The 20,983-nt window shown below is 28.9% G+C and carries 25 protein-coding genes; 1 reads left to right on the top strand and 24 read right to left on the bottom strand.

The genetic code is table 11. The annotated features are described in order from the left end of the window. Positions 1-10: 10 nt before the first annotated feature. From tagD to LJD34_RS00430, 17 genes are all read right to left on the bottom strand, one after another. Complete coding sequence (gene tagD / locus LJD34_RS00510; RefSeq protein ID WP_032091379.1) at positions 11-403, bottom strand: glycerol-3-phosphate cytidylyltransferase; 393 nt, start codon at positions 401-403, stop codon at positions 11-13. 10 nt (positions 404-413) lie between these two features. Then, positions 414-1,241: an ABC transporter ATP-binding protein gene (locus LJD34_RS00505; protein WP_032091380.1), complete on the bottom strand. Its 828-nt coding sequence runs from the start codon at positions 1,239-1,241 to the stop codon at positions 414-416. Between the two features lie 9 nt (positions 1,242-1,250). After that, positions 1,251-2,069, bottom strand: coding sequence for an ABC transporter permease (locus tag LJD34_RS00500; protein WP_119363195.1), 819 nt, complete (start codon positions 2,067-2,069; stop codon positions 1,251-1,253). A 116-nt stretch (positions 2,070-2,185) separates the two neighbouring features. Next, positions 2,186-2,818 (bottom strand): orotate phosphoribosyltransferase, encoded by a 633-nt coding sequence (gene pyrE / locus LJD34_RS00495; protein ID WP_022001156.1) that lies wholly within the window; start codon positions 2,816-2,818, stop codon positions 2,186-2,188. Between the two features lie 2 nt (positions 2,819-2,820). Further along, positions 2,821-3,531: an orotidine-5'-phosphate decarboxylase gene (gene pyrF, locus LJD34_RS00490; RefSeq protein WP_022001157.1), complete on the bottom strand. Its 711-nt coding sequence runs from the start codon at positions 3,529-3,531 to the stop codon at positions 2,821-2,823. 61 nt (positions 3,532-3,592) lie between these two features. After that, positions 3,593-3,943: a DUF3783 domain-containing protein gene (locus LJD34_RS00485; RefSeq protein WP_032091383.1), complete on the bottom strand. Its 351-nt coding sequence runs from the start codon at positions 3,941-3,943 to the stop codon at positions 3,593-3,595. Positions 3,944-3,992: 49 nt separating this feature from the next. Beyond that, positions 3,993-4,598 (bottom strand): 30S ribosomal protein S4, encoded by a 606-nt coding sequence (gene rpsD, locus LJD34_RS00480; RefSeq protein ID WP_117812041.1) that lies wholly within the window; start codon positions 4,596-4,598, stop codon positions 3,993-3,995. Between the two features lie 221 nt (positions 4,599-4,819). Continuing rightward, the gene (locus LJD34_RS00475) at positions 4,820-5,461 is read right to left on the bottom strand and encodes a GyrI-like domain-containing protein (RefSeq protein ID WP_227358928.1); all 642 of its coding nucleotides are present in this window, start codon (positions 5,459-5,461) and stop codon (positions 4,820-4,822) included. Positions 5,462-5,473: 12 nt separating this feature from the next. Continuing rightward, the gene (locus tag LJD34_RS00470) at positions 5,474-6,265 is read right to left on the bottom strand and encodes a MerR family transcriptional regulator (protein ID WP_147579992.1); all 792 of its coding nucleotides are present in this window, start codon (positions 6,263-6,265) and stop codon (positions 5,474-5,476) included. Positions 6,266-6,379: 114 nt separating this feature from the next. Continuing rightward, positions 6,380-7,165, bottom strand: coding sequence for an HAD-IIB family hydrolase (locus LJD34_RS00465; protein ID WP_227358927.1), 786 nt, complete (start codon positions 7,163-7,165; stop codon positions 6,380-6,382). A gap of 10 nt (positions 7,166-7,175) precedes the next feature. Continuing rightward, a complete protein-coding gene (locus tag LJD34_RS00460; RefSeq protein ID WP_175300709.1) occupies positions 7,176-8,456 on the bottom strand; it encodes an amidohydrolase family protein in 1,281 nt (426 codons plus the stop codon). 73 nt (positions 8,457-8,529) lie between these two features. Further along, positions 8,530-9,330 carry an SDR family NAD(P)-dependent oxidoreductase gene (locus LJD34_RS00455; protein ID WP_032091392.1) on the bottom strand — a complete coding sequence of 267 codons (801 nt, stop codon included), beginning with the start codon at positions 9,328-9,330 and terminating at the stop codon, positions 8,530-8,532. A gap of 93 nt (positions 9,331-9,423) precedes the next feature. Continuing rightward, positions 9,424-9,738 carry a branched-chain amino acid transporter permease gene (locus tag LJD34_RS00450; RefSeq protein ID WP_227358926.1) on the bottom strand — a complete coding sequence of 105 codons (315 nt, stop codon included), beginning with the start codon at positions 9,736-9,738 and terminating at the stop codon, positions 9,424-9,426. Next, positions 9,731-10,405, bottom strand: coding sequence for an AzlC family ABC transporter permease (locus LJD34_RS00445; protein WP_227358925.1), 675 nt, complete (start codon positions 10,403-10,405; stop codon positions 9,731-9,733). The genes LJD34_RS00450 and LJD34_RS00445 overlap by 8 nt, the downstream gene beginning before the upstream one ends. Further along, complete coding sequence (locus LJD34_RS00440) at positions 10,395-11,219, bottom strand: tRNA 2-thiocytidine biosynthesis TtcA family protein (RefSeq protein ID WP_227358924.1); 825 nt, start codon at positions 11,217-11,219, stop codon at positions 10,395-10,397. The genes LJD34_RS00445 and LJD34_RS00440 overlap by 11 nt, the downstream gene beginning before the upstream one ends. Next, positions 11,206-12,339 carry a cysteine desulfurase family protein gene (locus LJD34_RS00435; protein WP_227358923.1) on the bottom strand — a complete coding sequence of 378 codons (1,134 nt, stop codon included), beginning with the start codon at positions 12,337-12,339 and terminating at the stop codon, positions 11,206-11,208. The genes LJD34_RS00440 and LJD34_RS00435 overlap by 14 nt, the downstream gene beginning before the upstream one ends. Positions 12,340-12,416: 77 nt before the next feature. After that, positions 12,417-13,889, bottom strand: coding sequence for a glycoside hydrolase family 1 protein (locus LJD34_RS00430; RefSeq protein WP_032091396.1), 1,473 nt, complete (start codon positions 13,887-13,889; stop codon positions 12,417-12,419). A gap of 142 nt (positions 13,890-14,031) precedes the next feature. Here LJD34_RS00430 and LJD34_RS00425 point away from each other — a divergent pair, with 142 nt between their 5' ends. Next, a complete protein-coding gene (locus tag LJD34_RS00425) occupies positions 14,032-14,781 on the top strand; it encodes a MurR/RpiR family transcriptional regulator (protein WP_032091397.1) in 750 nt (249 codons plus the stop codon). A 10-nt stretch (positions 14,782-14,791) separates the two neighbouring features. Here the strand turns inward: LJD34_RS00425 and LJD34_RS00420 are convergent, their stop codons facing one another. The 7 genes from LJD34_RS00420 to LJD34_RS00390 form a co-directional block, all read right to left on the bottom strand. Further along, positions 14,792-15,541: an arginase family protein gene (locus tag LJD34_RS00420; RefSeq protein ID WP_227358922.1), complete on the bottom strand. Its 750-nt coding sequence runs from the start codon at positions 15,539-15,541 to the stop codon at positions 14,792-14,794. A gap of 57 nt (positions 15,542-15,598) precedes the next feature. Further along, entirely contained in the window at positions 15,599-15,883 is a 285-nt protein-coding gene (locus LJD34_RS00415) for an HAD family hydrolase (RefSeq protein WP_227358921.1), read from the bottom strand. An 87-nt stretch (positions 15,884-15,970) separates the two neighbouring features. After that, complete coding sequence (locus tag LJD34_RS00410; RefSeq protein ID WP_227358920.1) at positions 15,971-16,834, bottom strand: LysR family transcriptional regulator; 864 nt, start codon at positions 16,832-16,834, stop codon at positions 15,971-15,973. Positions 16,835-16,852: 18 nt separating this feature from the next. Further along, complete coding sequence (locus LJD34_RS00405) at positions 16,853-17,740, bottom strand: DMT family transporter (protein ID WP_227358919.1); 888 nt, start codon at positions 17,738-17,740, stop codon at positions 16,853-16,855. Positions 17,741-17,835: 95 nt separating this feature from the next. Then, positions 17,836-18,699 (bottom strand): diguanylate cyclase domain-containing protein, encoded by an 864-nt coding sequence (locus LJD34_RS00400; protein ID WP_227358918.1) that lies wholly within the window; start codon positions 18,697-18,699, stop codon positions 17,836-17,838. After that, positions 18,700-19,302 carry a cache domain-containing protein gene (locus LJD34_RS00395; protein WP_227358917.1) on the bottom strand — a complete coding sequence of 201 codons (603 nt, stop codon included), beginning with the start codon at positions 19,300-19,302 and terminating at the stop codon, positions 18,700-18,702. It lies immediately after the preceding gene. 346 nt (positions 19,303-19,648) lie between these two features. Next, a complete protein-coding gene (locus tag LJD34_RS00390) occupies positions 19,649-20,893 on the bottom strand; it encodes a diguanylate cyclase domain-containing protein (RefSeq protein WP_227358916.1) in 1,245 nt (414 codons plus the stop codon). Positions 20,894-20,983 lie beyond the last annotated feature (90 nt).

The following is a 20,983-nucleotide window of genomic DNA, read 5'->3' as shown; positions in this document are numbered from 1 at the left end:
CTCTCCTTTATTATAATTTATCTTTTAAATCATCTTTGATTTTAGTTGTAGAAATACCTTCTGTACGAGGTAAATAAACTACTTCACAATAATCTTTTAAGAAATCAAATTGGCCTTTCCAATCATCACCCATAACAAAAACATCAACATCATGTTCTTGAACATCTTTTATTTTTTGATCCCATGATTCTTCTAAAATAACTTCATCTACATATTTAATAGCTTTTAAAATAGCCATACGATCTTGATCACTATGATAAGCTTTCTTACCTTTTTGTGCATTAAAAGCGTCACTACTTACCGCAACAATTAAATAATCGCCTAAAGCTTTTGCTCTTTTTAAAATATTTAAATGACCTACATGAAACAAATCAAATGTTCCATATGTGATAACTTTCTTCATCCTATCTCTCCTATCTTTTCATTTTATCTAATAATTTTTCCCAAAAACCAATTTTAGGATTTTGAACAATTCGACTTGCAAATTTTTCATCATTTAATTTTTTCTTTTCTTTTTTCTTTAAACTATTATAAAAATCAACATATTCGGCATACTCATCACATACTTCTTCAACGTCACCATATTCTTTTAAACGTCCACCTTCAATCCACATAGCCTTTTGACAGAATCCTCTTACTTGTGGCAAAGAGTGAGAAATAAAGACAATTGTTTTTCCTTGATCTTTAAGTTCATTCATTTTATCTAAGCACTTTTGAGCAAATCCTTTATCCCCAACCGATAAAGCTTCATCGACAATGATAATATCAGGATTTAAATAAAGAGAAATTGAAAAACCTAATCTTGATTTCATCCCACTTGAATATTTCTTAACGGGTTGATATAAGAAATCACCAATTTCAGCAAATTCAATAACACCTTCCGTAATTTCTTGAATTCTTTTTCTAGAAAGTCCAAGCAATGCTCCTTTAACATTAATATTTTCAAGCCCTGTAAGCTGCATATCCAATCCTGTATTGATTGCAATTAAAGCCTGTTCTCCATTGATATCCATTGTACCTTCATCAATTTGTGAAATACCTGCTAAAATCAATGATAATGTTGATTTACCCGAACCATTTGTTCCTAAAATTCCTACAACTTCTCCTTTAGGAATTGTAAAAGTAATATCATTTAAAGCATAGAATCTTTGTGTAACTGAGCTTTTTGATTTACCATCATTTTTCTTTTTTAATTTATATATTTTTGAAACATGTTCAAATTTAATTGCATAATCTTCCATTATTACCACCTAAATCATATCAATAAATTTATGTTTAAATTTATACATCATCATACTACCAATTGTAAAAATCACAATGACAAACACCCAAAAGAAAAGCATTTGTTTCCAATAAAATAAGATTCCATGATGATATAAGAAACAATCTCTATAACCACATACAATATAATAAATTGGATTAGCTTTCATAATATATCTTACTGTCATTTGCCACCCATATTTGTGTAAACGTGAAATTGGCCATAAAATTGGTGTTAAATAAAGTAATAAACGCATGCACGCTAAAATAAGCTTTCTTGTATCACGAGCTAACATATTTAAAACAGATGTAATCATCGCAAGTGAAATTGTCAAACAAATTGCTGCAAAAAGATAATAAATAAGTTCAAGCCAATAAAGTGAAGGCATGATCCCTTGTGTAAGCAAAAAGACAACTAAGATAGCCATCAAACAAAAATGATTAAACAATTCTTTTCCAACAACTGTAGCTGGTAAAACGGATACCGGAAATTTCATTTTTGTAATGACATTACGTTTAGCATAAATAGCATTGGCTCCATTAGTAATACATGGACTAATAAAAAACCATACCACCATCCCACATAACATCCATTGAATAAAAGGAATCTTTCCTACAGCCTTTCTATTCATAATTAAACCAAACACAAAATAATACGTTATAATTTGAATTGCTGGATTAGCAAAATTCCAAAAAACACCTAATCTTGAATCTCGCATATCAGAAAGCAATTCATATTTTGAAATACAATATATACGATACAAATTTGTAAAGTTTTCTTTTAATACATATCGAATACTTTTAAACATACTTACCTCCAAAAAGTAAACCTACTATTACTTTTACATCATACCACTATTTTTTGCAAATAAAAACAAAAAAAAAGGAACAATGGCTTTAAATAACCATCATTCCCTAAAAATACTTATTTATTCATCCATGATTCATCACTTGGATCAACTTTCCAAGCTTTTAATTTTTCCATATCTTCATGTTTAATATAATCATGTTCTTTTGCTACTTCAATTAAAGTATCATAATTTGATAAAGTCACAAATGGACAATGTGCATTTTCAAAATTAACTGTTGCTTTATCTAAACCATAAGTAAAGATAGCAATTAATCCTAAAACTTCACATCCAGCCTCTCTTAAAGCTTCAACACATTCTAAAGAAGAACCACCAGTTGAAATTAAATCTTCAACAACAACAACTTTCATTCCTTCTTTAACAACACCTTCAATACGGTTATTACGTCCATGAGATTTAGCTCCTCCACGAACATACCCCATTGGTAAATCTAAAATATCAGCAGCTAAAGCAGCATGTGCAATCCCAGCAGTAGCTGTTCCCATTAAACATTCTGCATCTGGGAAATTATCTTTTACAAGTTGAGCAAGTCCTTGTTCAACATCTTTTCTTACTTTTGGATAAGATAAAGTTAAACGGTTATCACAATAAATTGGTGATTTAATACCACTTGCCCAAGTAAATGGTTCATTCGGTCTTAAAAAGACAGCTTTAATATCTAATAAATCTTTAGCAATAATTTTTTTCATTTCTATTCTCCTTGAAAATCTTGATAAACTTTTTTATATGTCGCCAAAGGATCTTGACTTCCTGTAATTGTTCTACCAACAACAATATAGCTTGAAGTAAGTTCTTTTGCCATAGCTGGTGTTGTTACACGTTTTTGATCATTGACATTATCACTTGCAAGACGAATTCCTGGTGTAACTGTCAAAAATTCTTTTCCTAAATGATCATGAATGATTTTTGATTCTAATGGTGAACATACAACCCCATCTAATCCTGCAGCTTTTGCATTTTCAGCCCATTTTAATACAACATTTTCTAATGGTTCATGAATAAGTAACTGATTATCTAAAACATCTTGATCTAAAGATGTTAAGCATGTTACAGCAATACATAATGGTCTTTTACCACTTGTTTTGCCTTCTTCTAATCCTTCAATAGCAGCTTTCATCATTTCAATACCACCTGAAGCATGAACATTGACCATATCGACATCTAACTTAGCAAGTTGTCTCATGGCACTTTTTACAGTATTTGGAATATCATGTAATTTTAAATCTAAAAAGATTTTATGTCCCATTTCTTTAATCATTTTAATGATTTCAATTCCTTCTCCATAAAACAATTCCATCCCTACTTTTACATAAAGACTTTCTCCCTCAAATTGTTTTAAGAAGTTTTCAACGTCACTTTTTGTCTTAAAATCAAGAGCAATACAAATTCTACTTTCGTTCATAAAAACCTCCTTATTATTCTTTTACTATTATACCAAAATTACTACCTCTATTCTACACGATTTATTTATTTTTTTGATATTCTTCTAGTAAATGTAAAACTAACTTTTCAAATGTCCAATTATAATTTGTTGCTGTTACAACAGCTTTTAAACAAAGTGTTGAATTATTTTTTAATTTTGATAATATTTGATCCATTTGTAAAGATGCAACGTTTGAAAAAACAACAACCGCTGGTTCTAAATTATTCTTTTTTGTTTTTTTAATCTTTTTATTTAAAATATCTTTAATTTTATTTTGTGTCATCTGTTCATTCAATAAAATTATTTCAATGTTCATCAACAAACATAATTGTTTTAATGATTCATAATTTTGAATCTTTTCCTTACAATAAATAATGAGCTTTGCGTTCATAAATTCTCCTTTATATACAAAAAAACAGCTATAAAAGCTGTTCTTCTTATTAACCAAGTCTGTTGTAGTATTCAACGATTAATGATTCATTGATTTCTGAGTTTAATTCAGATCTTTCAGGTAAACGAGTTAATTTACCAGTTAATTTATTAGTATCAACTTCAACGAAAGCTGGAGTTGCAACTTTGTTTTCTAAAGCTTCTTTAATAACTGCTAAATTTAATGATTTTTCTCTTACTTCGATAACATCTCCAATATTTACTCTGTATGATGGGATATCAGTTTTAACACCATTTACTAAGAAATGACCATGGTTTACTAATTGTCTAGCTTGTCTTCTTGTAGAAGCAAAACCTAATCTATAAACAACATTGTCTAATCTTCTTTCTAATAAGCATAAGAAGTTGTAACCATGGATACCTTCCATTTTACCTGCTTGATTAAATGTGTTGTGGAATTGTTTTTCATTAACTCCATACATATGTCTTACTTTTTGTTTTTCTGCTAATTGTAATCCATATTCAGTTTGTTTTTTTCTTTTTTGTCCATGTTGACCTGGAGCATAAGCTCTTCTGTTTAATTCTTTCCCGTTTTCTAAGATTGAGAATCCTAAACGACGAGAGATTTTCCATTGTGGTCCTGTATAACGTGCCATAAATTTTCCTCCGTATTGTTTTATTTGCATAAAGCAATAACATTGCATAGATCAATCGATAAGTGTTAATATTAAGCATTTCCCATTGCAGCCAGGTACTTTGCAATCATTTGATATTAACGCATTTTTTCAATCCTCTATGTGCTGCTATTCATTTACTGCCTTGTCATCATACTATATATTTATACCAATGTCAAACATTATTTTCATCCATAAAATCTTTATTTTTTGTCGATTTTACATATTGGATGACGAATCACTGTTTTCCATTTTTCCGGAGCATTTTTTCTTGCATCTGATAAATAAATTTCATGATGCAATCTTGATTTACTAAAATCATTTTGATACTCCTTTTCTTGAAGAAATTGATTCATTATTTCTACTGTATTTATTTCATCATCAAAAGATCCTTGATGCATCATTTGCACACATAATCCTTCTTCAAAAGTAAAAAATTCCGCTTTTGAGCAATCTATCTTCTTTTTAATAGTGGCTCTTTTTACTGCCCAATCAAAATCTTTTTTTGTAATAAAGTCAGGAAGTCTAATTACTGAAATCCAGTTAAAATTTTCTTTATGTAAATAATCAACATTTTCAACATTTTCTTGCCACCAAAAACCTTCAAGTGGCGGTACAACAAATTGGTAAAAACCTTTAATTTGATAATCTGTTTTATAACTCATTTTTAAAGTATAAGCTACTGCATAAAGTACTTGAATGGCTTGTCGATAACTCCCGTTTTCTTCATTAGGATTGCCTTTTCCTCTTATAGCAATAAAATTAAATGATGGTACATTGATAATTTCTGGTTTATTTTTAGGTCTATAATATTTTTTGAATTCTTTTTTAAAATCAAAAGCCATCTTTCTTTCCTCCTAAACAATGGGTATTTGAATTTCTGTAAGCCACTCATCAACTGATTCTTTATTCCAAATACCATCAATATAACATTCTCTTGATCGTCCCGATACTTGATAACCATTATCCTCTACATATTTCATAAGAAAACTATACGCCACACCAATTTCATCATAAGCCCCTTTATAAAAGATACTTAATACCTTTGTTGTTGGAATTATTTTAAACTTTATGCGTTCACTTTCTTTACCCATACATTCCACTGCTTCATTGTGTCGAATCAAAATATTATTTTCCTTATGTTCTTTATCTAAATATTCACAAAATTCATACGGCGGTCTTGTACATTTTATATCTGGATTCAATTTTATACATTCACTTGCAAGGTTAGGAATAATTTTCATCATATCCGAATAATTTTTTATCTTTACTTCGCTGTAATAGACAATTGTTTCAGGTATTACTTTCTCAATTACTTGATATTGCATTTCACTAGCATTCAAAAGATGATGAATAATCAAAAGCCTATTTTCAATTTCTTCTTTTTGACTTTTCAAGGACTCTGCTTTAGATATTAGGATTTCCTTTAGATTAATACCTTTATTAGTTGCTTGTAGTTCTTCAATTGTTAGCCCTAATTGACGATAAGACTTAATTCTTGCTGCCTCTTTAAGTTGACTTGTTTCATAAAAACGATACCCTGTTTGTTCATCTACTTTTTTAGGAATCAGAATGCCTTTTCTTTCGTAAAAGCGTAGTGCTTTAACTGTTAAATGAGACAACTTTGAAAATTCTCCAATTTTTAACATTTTCCTATTCTCCTTTCCTATTTCAAATTATGAATTATCCCCTAAGGGGAGAGTCAACATTTTTTCTATGATTAAAAAATACGGAGTGGTGTTCACTCCGTCATTTTATTACTTTTAATCATTTTCTTTTATCCACCCAAAATGTACACAAGCATTATAAATACCATCTTGATCACATGGTGTCGTTACATAAGTTGCTTTTTCTTTTAGTTCATCGATAGCATTTCCCATCGCAATACTTGTCCATTCATCTCTAAACATACTTAAATCATTTTTTTCATCACCAAAGACAACAACATCTTTATAATTACCCTTAAAATGATCAACCATCATTTTAATACCAACTGATTTATCACCTGGTTCTACAAATAAATATTCTTTATGGAAACGACACCAAGGTAATTCTTTTAGTGTTTCTAATTTTTGTTCCTCAGGTGCAAAACAAGCTACATAAACTTTAAAAATTTGATCATAATTTCTAGGATCAAGACCATCTACAACCTCAGTATCCATATAGACATCATGTGTAAAATCATAAAAGCGTTGATCCGGAGCTAATCTTCTTGTTTTATTATCTGGTGAAATAGCCCAAATAAATCCTTTTTCTTTACATTCATCTATGAGATTTAAACATTTTTGATAATCTAATGGTTTAATGGTAATAAGTTCATTATCAATTGTAATTCCATTACCACCATCACTCACCATATTTTCAAAACCTAGACTTCTCATATGATCAACTGCCATTGCATAACTTCTTCCTGTCGCAATAGCCACAAAATGACCTTGTTCTTTTAACATGCGAATTGCTTTTTTTGTTGATTCAGGAATGTATTGTCTTCCTGGTGTTCCTACTGCTAATGTTCCATCAATGTCAAAAAAGAAAAATTTTCTGTTCATAACTAACTCCTTATAAATACTTATCTAATTCTGTTTCTACTGTTTTATTGATTTTTACCTTTGGATAATCAATTAATTTACCACGTGTAAATACTTTTTCAACATATCTTAAAGCTTTTAAATCATCTAAAGGATTTTCACTTACAACGATCATATCTGCATCCTTACCAACATCAATACTTCCTGTAATATTTTCAAGACCAGCGTATTTAGAAGCAAGTGAAGTTGCTGTATATAAAGCAAAACGATTAGAAACACCAATATATTTATGGAAATAATAAAGTTCTCGCCAGAAGTCATATTGACTCACCCATGGACATCCTACATCATTTCCTAAAACAACAGGTATATCATTTTCTAATGCTTGCTTTGCACAATCAATAATACCATTGAAAACGAGTTCACCATTGTATTTTTCTATTTCTGAAACATTGGAAATACTTGGATCAAACAACGCAAACGGAAGTGCTGGTGAAATCGTCGTACATAAAAAAGCCTTCTTTTCTTTAAATAAAGCAATCATTTCATCATCTAATTTTGCTCCATGTTCAATCGAATCAACACCATTTTCTAAAGCTACTCGTACCCCTTCAGATGATTCAACATGAGCAGCTACTTTATAACCAAGTTGATGTGCTCTATCACAAACAGCTTTTACCATTTCAGGAGGCATTTTTAATTCACCAGGCACACCTTTTTCTTTTGCATCTAAAACCCCGCCAGTAATCATAAGTTTAATCAAATCAACATTTTGACTTTTTGCTTTATCCACTAAAGCTAGAGCTTCTTCATTATTATGGGCAGCAATGGCGACTGATCCTGCCATATGACCATGAGGAACAGAAATTCCCTCATTGCTGGCAACAATTCTTGGACCAATAACTTTTCTCTTTAAAATTTCATCTCTTAATTTAGAATCATAATGAGCAATTCCTCCAACTGTACGAATTGTTGTTACCCCACTCATTAATTCGATCTTAGCGAAATTAGAAACCACTTTATACGTAATTTTTCGTGATAATGGATTAGACATCAACATTTTAACTGTCTTTTCATTATCTTTTTGTTTCTTTTGTGGTTTTCCATTTCCTGCAAGATGAACATGCATGTTGATGAGTCCTGGTAAAATATATTTTCCTTGTAAATCAATAATTTGATAAGATTTATCTAAATTACGATAAGGTTCAATAGCCACAATTTTTTCATTTTCAATAAAAATTGCTTTCCCTGTTTCTACTTCCATATCCTGATGACCATTTAAAATTTTTCCATTAATTAATGCATACTTCATAACCATTCCTTCTTTCCTATATATTCATTATAAAAGAATACATAAAAAAATCACCCCTAAGAGTGATTAATTATTAAGGTCTTAAACCAAGTCCACCTTCTAATGTAAGTGTTTCTCCTGTCATATATTTAAAATCAGGATTAGCAAGTTGTACACAGACACGTCCAATTTCTAATTCATTATTTCCAAAATGTCCCATTGGTGGTGTTTTAACATTTGCTTTGAAGGCTTCTGGATATGCTTTTTCAAATTGTTCTAATTGTGCCGTCCAAGCTAAAGGACATACCACATTGACATTGATTCCATCTTTTGCCCATTCATTAGCAGCTACACGTGTTAATCCACGGATTCCTTCTTTGGCAGCAGCATATGAACATTGTCCATAGTTTCCAAATAATCCTGCTCCAGAAGCAAAGTTGACAACTGATCCTTTTGTTTCTTTTAAATATGGATAACATGCTTTCATATAATAGAAGGCTGCATAGAGTCCTGAATACATTGCTAGATCAAATTGTTCTGTTGTATGATCAGCTAATGTTACCCCTGATGCTGATGCTTGCGCATTATTGATCAAAACATCGATTCTTCCATAAGTATCCATTGCTTGTTTAACAACATTGTTAACAACGGCTTCATTATCAGCACCAGCATTGACATCTGCTTGAACTGTTAAAACTTTGATACCATATAATCTTTCTAATTCTTCTTTAGCAGCTTCTAATTTTTTAACATTACGTCCTGTAATGACAAGATTAGCTCCTTCTTTAGCATAAGCTGTCGCAATTCCATAACCAATAGAACCACAACTTCCATCTTCTAAGACAGCACGTCCTGCTCCTGTAATAATTGCTGTTTTACCTGTTAAAAATCCCATTTATATTTCCTCCTTAAATACAATTTTTAAGTGTTGATATAATTATAGCACTACCAAAATAAAAAATCTATAGCTTGTGATATTTTTAACAAACTATAGACGGATAAAAATCATGTAAACAAGAGTTGATAAAATAATACTTAAAAAAGTATTCTTTTTCCATTTATAAGTAAAAACAACTGTTAAACACGCTAAAAGATAAGGAATAAAAAGTGTTGTTAATTGCGTTTTTAAATCTTTTAGACAATAAACAATAAGAACTGCCATAATAGTCATTGGTAAATGCTTTTCTAGTTTTTCAAACCATTTAGGAAGTTCTTTTTCTTTAAATAAAAGAAAAGGAAAAGCTCTTAATAAAAAAGTAATTAAAGCAGAAAGAATAATTGCTGAAAGTACATAACTATTCATAAGATGTTCCTCCTTGTTTAACAAGTAAAATCATTGAAGAAATAATCAATGAAGGTAACATAAAATTTTGACTGCCAAAAACAATCAAACAAATAATAGCGATAACAATTCCTACAACAGCAGGAAAATGATCTTTATTTTTCTCTAATTGATCCATAAAAATAATAATAAACAAGGCTGTCATACAAAAATCAATTCCTGTTAAATCAAACGGAATCAAATTACCAAGTACCGCTCCTAAAACAGTTCCAATAAGCCAATAACATCTTGAAAAAAGTGCGATATAAAACATAACTTGTTCTTTATCTTGATCTTTTAGATTACAATTAACCGCATAAGTTTCATCAGTCATGGTAAAAATCATATACCATTTTTGCTTCATTTTATTAAAAACATCTATAAAAGATAAACTATAAAAAAGTTGTCGGCTATTCATTAAAAGAGCTGTAACACCAATTGTAAGTAAAGAAGTTCCCCCACTTAATAAAGTAATCAAAAGAAATTGAAAAGCACCCGTATAAATCAAAAAACTCACAAGTAGTGCTACATACCAAGAAAAGCCCGCTTCGTTCATCATCACTCCATAAGCAATCGATACAAAAAGATAACTACACATAATAGGTATCGATTTTTCAAAAGCTTTTTTTATAATTTCTTTATTTTTCATAATCCTCTAAAAAGCTATGGTAAACTTTATCCTTTTTCGTTCCTAAAATACAATCTAAATTAACATTATCTAAAGCTTTAAAAATATTTTGATCAACATTTAGGTTTACTTGTTTCATTGTTTTAATGAGTTCTTTGACTTCTTTTCTTTTACTTGTTCCATCATTAATTAAAAAACATCCTTCAGTAAAACGACATGCACAATTGATAAAAGTCAAATCATTATGTTTACGCCAAGAAATAATACTTTCTTCTTTTACTAAATATAAAGGGCGAATAAGCTCTAATCCCTCAAAGTTTTCACTATGTAATTTAGGCATCATCGTTTTGATTTCAGAACCATAAAACATCGAAAGAAGTATTGTTTCAATCACATCATCAAAGTGATGTCCTAAAGCAATTTTATTACATCCTAACTCTTGTGCTTTACTATAAAGATAGCCCCTTCTCATCTTTGAACATAAATAACATGGACTTTTATCAACTGTTGAAACCACATCAAAAATATTACTTTCAAAGATTTTAATAGGTACATTCAATAAATCTGCATTATCTTCAATAAAATCACGATTATAACTGTTATATCCTGGATCCATCACAACATAATGAGCTTCAAAAGGAACACGCCCATGTCTTTGTAATTCTTGAATACACTTAGCCATTAAAAAAGAATCTTTTCCACCGCTAATACAAACCATAATTTTATCATTTTCTTGGATAAGTTGATAATTTTTAACAGCTTTTATAAATTTAGACCAAATTTCTTTACGATATGTTTTTATGATACTTCTTTCTATTTCTTTATATTTTTCCATTTCCAAAGCACTCCTTGTAACATTGATCAAAGATTTTTAGAAAATCTTGAACTTCTTTTTCTGTTGTTAAATGCGATAAACTAATTCTAAAAGAAGACATCGCTCTTTGACGATCTTGATAAAGCGCATAAACCATTTTAGAAGGTATTTCTACAGGACAACATGAAGTTTTAGTAGAAATATAGATACCTTGTTGATCGAGCATTTGTGCAAATTTTGTAGCTTTCATTCCTTTTAAGGAAATATTAATAACATGAGGTAAAGAATATTTTGTACGATTTATTAATACTTGATCATATTGTTTTAATTGTTCAAGCATTTGATGATTGATTGATTTTACATAAATTTCTCGTTCTTGTTGTTTGGAAAGAGCAATCTCTAAAGCTTTTTCAATCGATACAATATGTGCCAGTTCAGGCGTTCCACTTCTAAAAACAGTTGTTGACTTTCCCCCATCAATTTGTGTTTTTAAACCAACTTTTTTCTTTTTAATTAACATACCAGTTCCCAACATACCATAAAACTTATGAGGTGCAATAGTAATCAAATCAACATTTCGATAATCAATAGCTACTTTACCAATTGCTTGAGAAGCATCACTATGAAAAAAACAATATTTATAATCTTTTAAAACTTCTCCAATTTCTTCAATCGGTTGTCTAATTCCAAGTTCACTATCCACACTACAAACACTTACTAAAATCGTATCTTCTTGAATCATTGATTTCATTTTTTCAACATTGACTTGTCCATCTTCTTTTAAAGGAATCATTTCAACAATAAAACCATTTTCTTGCATTTTTGTAAGACTTGATAAAATTGAATTATGTTCTAAAGGTGAAATTAAAACATGTTTACCTCGATGTTTATATCTTTCTAAAATACCTTTGATTGCAAGGTTATTGGCTTCACTAGCTCCTGATGTATAAATGATTTCTTCAGGTAAGACATGTAATTGTTCAGCAATGTACTTTGTTGTTTGATCAATAACTTCTTTTGCTTGTAATCCTAGTGTATGACTTGCATTAGGATTAGCAAAATATTTCATGGTTGCTTGATAATACGTATCAAGTACTTCTTTTTCTATTGGTGTATTGGCTGCATAGTCTAAATAAATCATAAGGTACCTCTCTTTTCCTACTAATATTATAGGAATTATAAAGAAGTGTCAATAATGAAAAGAACTCTAGCTGATTGCTAGAGCTTTTCATCAAGGGCTTTCCCATTTGTTTCAATAATATGTTTCATCCAATTAAATGATTTTTTCTTTGTACGTTTTAAAGTTCCATTTCCTTTATCATCCATATCAACATAAATAAATCCATAACGTTTTTTCATTTCTCCAGTTGATAAAGAAACAAGATCAATTGGTGCCCACATCGTATATCCTAAACATTCAACACCATCTTCATTAATCGCATCAGCCATAGCTGATAAATGTTTTTGTAAGTAATCAATACGATAATCATCTTCAACATATCCATTTTCATCTGCTTGATCAATAGCTCCCATACCATTTTCTACGATAAAAATTGGTTTTTGAATACGATCATAAATTTCATTCATACAATGTCTAAGCCCAAGTGGATCAACAGGCCATCCCCAAGGTGTATTTTCCAAATAAGGATTTGAAGAACCTCCAACATTAAACCATGGATCATCTTTTTTTACTGTATTTGAACGATAATAAGAAAATGAAACAAAGTCTAATTGTCCTTCTTTTAAAATTTCTTTATCTTCTTCTGTGATTTCTAATGAATCAAAGCCATGATGTTTCCACACACTTTTAGCATAAGGATGATAATAACCTCTTGCCATCGTATCAATAAAATACCAGTTTTCTCTTCTTGCTTGAAGACGTTTAAACATATCTTCTGGTTTACACGTTGCTGGATAAAGTTCACTCATTGCATACATTGTTCCAAACATGCTACCTGGCATCATTTGATGTCCTAAAATAACAGCTTTAGCACTAGCAACAAACATATGATGATCTGCTTGATATCTCACTTTTCCATCACTTTCTTTTGTTCCACATGGCCCAAATCCTCTAACAGCATTGATTTCATTAAATGTCAACCAATATTTACAACGTTTTCCATATCTTTCAAAGAGTGTTTTACAATATTTTACATAACAATCAATAACAAAACGATTTGACCATCCACCATATTTTAAAGCTAAGTGCATTGGCATTTCATCATGACAAATAGTAATAAGTGGTTCCATATGATGTTTTTCAAGTTCCGAAATAACTTCATCATAAAATTTTAATCCTTCTTCATTAGGTGTTTCTTCGTCTCCCAAAGGATAAATACGACTCCAACAAATACTAAAACGGAAAACATTAAATCCCATTTCTGCCATTAGAGCAATATCTTCTTTATAATGATGATAAAAATCAACCGCTTGATGACTTGGATAATATTCATCATCTAAAAAAACTGGCTTTGCTTCATTAGGAACAGGATCAGCATAGAAAAATGAACTTCTTGGTTTTAAAATTGTTCCATCAGGCATTTGAAATGTATGATGTCTTGGATTTTCCATTGATCCATCTGTTTCAAAGTCATGTGATAAAAGTCCTCTTCCTCCTTCATTGAATCCTCCTTCATATTGGAAATCAGCAGTTGCGCCACCCCATAAAAATCCTTCTGGTAATTGTTTCATAATAGTCTCCTTGTAACTTTTTACGTTTTATTTTGATAATTTTTACAAGCAAATCATAATCTTATTATTTTCTTTTGTCAATAGTTACATATTATTTTGACAATTTTATCATTTTTATATAAAATAAACATGAGGTGAGACTATGAACTTAATGGAAACCATCCACTTACATAAAAATGATTTTTCTAAAACAGAACGTAAAGTTTACGATTATATTGTTCAAAAACCTACAGCTATTGAAACAGCGACGATTACTAAAATTGCTGAACTATGTCAAGTTTCAACTTCTGGAATTTTAAGATTTTGTCAAGTTTTAGGTTATAAAGGTTATAAAGATTTTCGTTTTGACATGCTTCATTATTTGCATCAAGAACATGTTGAAGTAAATTTTGAAAATCTATTTGATGAATTAACATCTAAATATTTATCAGTCATTCGTCAATTCAATAACATTGATCAAAATAAGCTCAACCAACTTATTAAACAAATAAAAAACACCAAAAACATCTATATCATTGGTGTTCATTATTCATCTTTACCAGCAAAGCATTTAGTTTTAGGATTACAAGATTTAGGTATTAATACTTATTTTGCTTATGATTATATGCAAGCAAGTCATCTTTATAATACAATTCATGAAGATGACCTTTTGATTTATTTTTCTATTGAAGGTAATCAAAATAATGTTTCTCGTTTTTTTGACCTTACAAACGCCTCTAAAAATACATATATGATTACTTTAAATCCAAAGCCTAAATTATTGATTGAAAATACACTTATTCTTCCAGGATATACTTTATCAAAACAATCAATTGTTGATTTACAATCGATTGTTGTAATCTTTGTAGAATTACTTTTAAATATGTTTCATAATACTTTAAAAGAGGATTAAGACTTTTTACTTAATCCTCTTCTTTTTTTAAAAAGGAAAGTATTTTTTCATTAAAAGCATCATCTTCTTTAATTTCATTTAATTGTCCTACTTCATTAGCACATTCTCCACAAATATCAATTCCAATTGTTTGACTGTTTTTAAATAAATAAGCGAGTAATATTTTAAATTCCATGAGTTGCATAGAACCTTGATCCCAATCTGTTTGAATAACATTTTGACTCAAAACATCTTTATCAATTGAAATATATAAAGGATATTGACGTAATAAATCATCAACTTTTTTCCACACTTCTCTATTTTCTAAATCATCATCTGTTAAATAGAGAACCTTATCTTGGCGTTTAATCAATGAAACCTGTTTTTCATCAATACCTATTAAAATCACTTTTTTTAAATATTTATTATTTTCTAAACTATTTAAAATCCAAGATCCACAGCTTAAAATATCATCAAACATCGGTTTCATCATATCACTATGATGATCAAAAACAACTAAAATAAAATCATGTTTCATTTTTTCTATCCAAAACTCACTAACATAATGAAAATTACCAGAATCTATAAAATGTATGCCTTCAGGAGATAGATTACTTATTTTAGCTTCTATTGTTCTTCTTGCTTCTTGACTACAATAACCATAAACACCTTGTAATTCATGTAAATCAAGCCATCTAATATTTTTATGTTTATAAAACTTTTCATTTTCATAAATTCCTGTAAAATCCATGACCGTCATGTTATTTTGTTTTTTAAACATCTTAAACACTTCCTTTGTTTTTATCCTAGCATAAAAAAAGTAACTTCCGTTACTCTTTTAATAAATATTTTTCAAAATATCTTCATCAAAACTTTTTTGATATAAGGCTTTCTTTTCTTTTAAATCATAAACAAGTGCGCCTGAGATACAATTTAAATAACGAACACCTGGTAAAATATCATAAAATTCTTCAAGCTCTGCAGGGTTTCTTCCTGTATTTAAAATCATAATTTTATTATGCGCAACTGCTCTAGCAATTGCTTCTTGGGTTTTCTTTGAAATTTGTTTATTAGAATTTAATAATGTTCCATCCATATCAAAAACTATTAGTTTATATTCCATACGACTTTCTCTACTACAAATGATAGTGTATCATTTTTAATCAATTAAAAAAAATCTCTTTCCATTTTAGAAAAAAGACTTGTTTTTCTACAATACATCACAATTTACATGCTCAATAAATTCAAGAAATGCTTTTGATTTTTGCGTATTCTTTAAATAAGCCATATAAAATGTTTGTTTTTCATCTATATCTTTAATTTTTATTTTTTTGATTGGCAACAAATCATAAACTGCCATATCAGGAACAATCGCTACCCCTAAATCATGACCTACAAAACCACCAACGACTTCATCTTCCTCTAATTCCATTGATATATGAGGATGTATTTTTGCCTTTTCTAAAAGATGATCGATCATTGGACGAATTCCACTATTTTTAGTAAAAGTAATAAAAGGTAGATCTTCTATTTGTTTTAAATCAATTTCATCATTTTTAGCAAGTGGATGATTAAGACTGACGATTACATAAAACTCTTGTGTTATAACAGGTTTAAAAAATATATCTTGATCATCTACATAGGAACAAAAAACAATATCTAAATCATTTTTCTTTAAATCATGAATAAGATCATAAGAAAAACCACTATGGCATTGAAAGGTCACATTTTCATTTTGAAAAGAAGAAATCAGTTGGGGAATATAGCTCATCCCTAGTCTTCTTACAAAACCAATATTTAAAGTTTCTTTTCCTTTTGAAATTTGTTTAATATTTTCTATAGAATCATCTAAACGATTAAGAATTGGCCCGATTTCTTTTAAAAAAAGTTTTCCATACTTTGTTAGAACAACATTTCTTCCCTTTTTTTCAAACAACGCAACATCTAGTTCATCTTCCAATAAATGAATGGCATGCGTTAAACTCGGTTGAGTAATATGTAATTTTAAAGCTGCCTTTGTATAATGTTCTTCTTGTGCTAATGTTGTAAAATAACGTAATTGATATAAATTCATGTGTATCACCTAATATGATTATACTAGGACTTCTTTTTCTTTTCGAGTACGTTTTTTAAATAATAAGCTAATTAAAACACCAACGATAATAAAAGCTGATCCCAATACAAATGAAGTTGTCAAAACCTCATGAAAAACAACAACTCCTAAAAATGAAGAAGTTAATGTTTGAATTGGATAAAAAGCACTACAAGTATTAGCAGGCAATAATGATAAACTTTTATTCCATAAAATATTCGTAAATGCCGTACAAACAACTCCCATATAAACAAGTCCTAAAACAGCACCTAAATCTACTTGAATAAGAGGATGTGTCATTTGTACTTCTAAAAATGACACGGGGATATTACAAATTGTTGCAATCAACATGGATACTTTTGTAAGTGTTAATGCACTATATTTATTAGAAATCTTTCTTGAAATAACAGACATAAAAGCCCAACCAATAACTGCAATAAAAGAAATAAGAACTCCTAAAAACTGAATATTAGCTCCTGTACCTATAATCATATAAACCCCAGCCAACGATAATACAATACCAACAATTTTATTCATTTCTGATTTTTCATTTAAAATAATCATTGCCATCACACTAATAATCACTGGATTTAATGAATTAATAAGTGAAGCCATTGATCCACCGGCAATCTTAGTTCCTAAAAGTTGACAATCAACAGAAATAAAATAACCAATAAATCCCATAATAAAGAAATATTTATAATCACTTTTTTCTATTTTTTCTTTTTCACTTTTTAACGAGATTAAACTTAGTGCTATAAAAGCAATTAAATAGCGAAACATTGCTACTGTAAACGTAGGAATCTTTCCTAAAACAAATTGGCTGACAACATATAAACTTCCCCATAACATAAATGTTGTCAATAAATATACATAAGATTTTTTCATTTTCTTCTCTCCCTTAGTTCTACAGTATACATTTCTATTTATATAAATAAAAATAGATAAAAATTATCAATTTGATAGTTTTTATCTATAATTTATTATTTTGTATAACATGTATAACCATTTCTACCTTGATTCTTTGTTTGATACAAAGCCTGATCAGCTAAATTATACAAGCCTTTAAATGTTGTTCCATGTTCAGGATAAAAGGCAATCCCAATACTACAAGAAATTGTTCCTTTAAAATTGTCAATTTCAATATTTCTTATCTTTTGACATATTTCTTGGGCTCTATTTATCGCATTTCCATGCTCTTGAATATCTTTAACAAAAACAATAAATTCATCACCACCTGCACGCCCTACAATATCCTCTACTGTAAAAGACTCTTTTAAAATTGAGCCAAAGTTTTTTAAAACTTCATCACCAATAACATGGCCATTTAAATCATTTACTGTTTTAAAATTATCAACATCGATCATAAAAAGTGCCCCTAATTGTTGAGAAGAGTCATTTTTTAAATATGTACTAATTTCATTTTGCAATGTTTCCTTATTTTTTATACCTGTTAATGCATCGATACGTGCAAATTCTAATAATCTTTTTTGATGTTTATTGTTTACTTTATAAATTGTAAATAACAAAATCACTAACGCAAAAACAAATAAAGCAAAAAGTAAATATTCAGCATAAATGATAAATGTATAAGATTCCTGTGCTACATTTGTATCAATGTTATAACACATGATCCAATCATTGATTTTTAATGGATAATAAGCCATATAAGATGTTTTATTATTATTATTATTTAAAGTCATATAACCTTTTTCTTGTTTAATAAATTTTTGTTTTAAACTTTGAAGATCATCCGGAGATAAAACATTGTATTCAGCAAAATAACTATAAATACTTTCAGAAGCTAAAAAATCTTTATTTTTAACAGCATTATCATAAGTAATCAACTACCCTTCTTTAGAAACAAGAAAGGCCGATCCTTTTCCATCATAAATACCTCTAAAAACAATTTTATTTAGATCCCCGATATCATAGCTACCACCTATAACTCCTACAATTTCTTTTTGTTGATCATAAATAGGTACCGCTATAATAACACGTGTCTTCCCTGCAATAACACTTTCAAGTGGAGCACTTAAGACTCTATTTCCCTTTAGTGCTTCTTGAAAATATTCACGATGACTTACATTCTTTACGGCACCATTATCATAATGACTTTCTCCATTTTTATCAATAATTCCAACATTTTCTAATTTTGTATATTCTTTAATGGAATGAATTAAATTTATATTATCTTCGCAAAATAAATCTTGCTGACTTATATGATTACCAATACCTTCAAGATATCGATATTGAATATCTATATACTGTTTTAAACTTTCAGTTTGTTTTTCTGTCTTAACAACAACTTTATTAACAGATTCATTTTCTATATCTTTTTTTATATAAAAGAAAAACGAAATAGAACAAATCATTATAAAAACAATAAAAATCATTATTGCTTTTAAATATTCTTTAAAAGAAAGTTTATAAATTGCTTTTCTTTTCATATCGTCACCAACTTCCTTTAAAATATTTTACCATATTTAAACAAAGATTTTAATAAAAAAAATTATAGCATCGCTATAATTCAATCAATTGAAAAACTTGAGGATTTCTTGAGCTACAAATAACTCAGGAAATCAACTTTTGGCTTTTTCTGTTGGTTATCAACTTTTTTAACTATTCTATTATTTTCACAAATGTTATATCATCTTCTTAAAATCAAAATAATTTACAGAAAAAAGGATAAACCTTAAAGTTTGACCACTGTGATGTTTATCCTGTCCATAAAAACATTATGATAAAAATCAAATATATTTTCCAAATTCAATACGATAAAATCATTAATAACGTTTAGTTCTTTTCTACTTGTTTTTTTAATAAATCCATTAATCTTTTTTGTTTAGCGTAGAGTTTAATTATATTATAAACACGTCGATAAACAATTCGATAATCAAAAGGTCTTTTAATGTAATCAGATGCTCCCATCACAAAACCCTTATTAATGATATTTGCTGAATCTTCACTTGAAATTAAAATAACAGGTATATCATCTAACCATTTTTCTTGTTCCATCCATTGTAAAACATCAAAGCCATCAATTTCAGGCATAATAATATCTAATAAAATCAAAGAAATTCCCGAACCATATTGTTTAATATAGTCAATACATTCTTGCCCATTTGTAGCTTCCAATAAATAAAAATCATCTTTTAATACTTCATAAAGAATTGCACGATTTAACTCAGAATCATCAACAATAAGAATTGTTTGTTTAGTATCATTTCTATCAGAATAATACTGATGATCTAATTCTGTAAATATACAATTCTTTTTTCTTTTAGCATGGTATAATAAATGATCTGCCAAAGAAACTGCTTCTTCAATTGTCCCTGTTTGATACATTGTAATCCCTGCACTCATAGAAAATTGAACACTTTCATACCCTTTGATTGTTGCATGATGAATATTTTTTAAAATATTTTGCATAATTAAATAAAGATCTTCTTTTTCAATATTTGGCAAATAAATAATGAATTCATCTCCACCATAGCGAATAAGTTTGTCTTGATTTCTAAGTGAATCCTTAATATGTTCAACAATCATTTTAAGAACCCTATCTCCGAAATCATGACCAAATGTATCATTATAAATCTTAAAATCATCCACATCGAGCATAACAATTCCTGCAGGAGTTGTTTGATGTTTTATTTTTTCTTCATAAAAACGTCTATTATAAGCACCTGTTAATACATCTAAATAAAAATCACCGTGTTTACCCAAATACTTTAAAATAAGACTGCTATTTTCTTGTCGCGATAGCTCTAGTTGTTCGTCTAAACAACAAATAATTTCCATTACATATTCTTTTTGATCTACAACATAGTATTTAGAAATGACATGATAAAGTTTATCTTTGCAATATTCTAATTTTGTACAATCTTTTTTTAAACGAAATGCTTCTATTGTATTGCTTAAAAAATTAGAGTTCATTTGATTTAAATCTGTTTTTTCAAAAAGATGTACATTTGGATATAGTTCTTGATAACAAGCCATTTTATATAAAAGTTCTTTCATTGTTATTTTACTATTTTGCATGTTTTTCTCCTCGATATGGTTTTATTTTAAAAAAAGAAGCAGAAAAATTCAATGAATATATCTAAAAAAGAGAAGAATATGTGATTTTAG

This window comes from Faecalibacillus sp. MSK20_93 (assembly GCF_020589945.1).
GTDB classification, from domain to species: Bacteria; Bacillota_I; Bacilli_A; order Erysipelotrichales; family Coprobacillaceae; genus Faecalibacillus; species Faecalibacillus intestinalis.
This window is presented reverse-complemented; position numbering and strand designations above follow the sequence as displayed.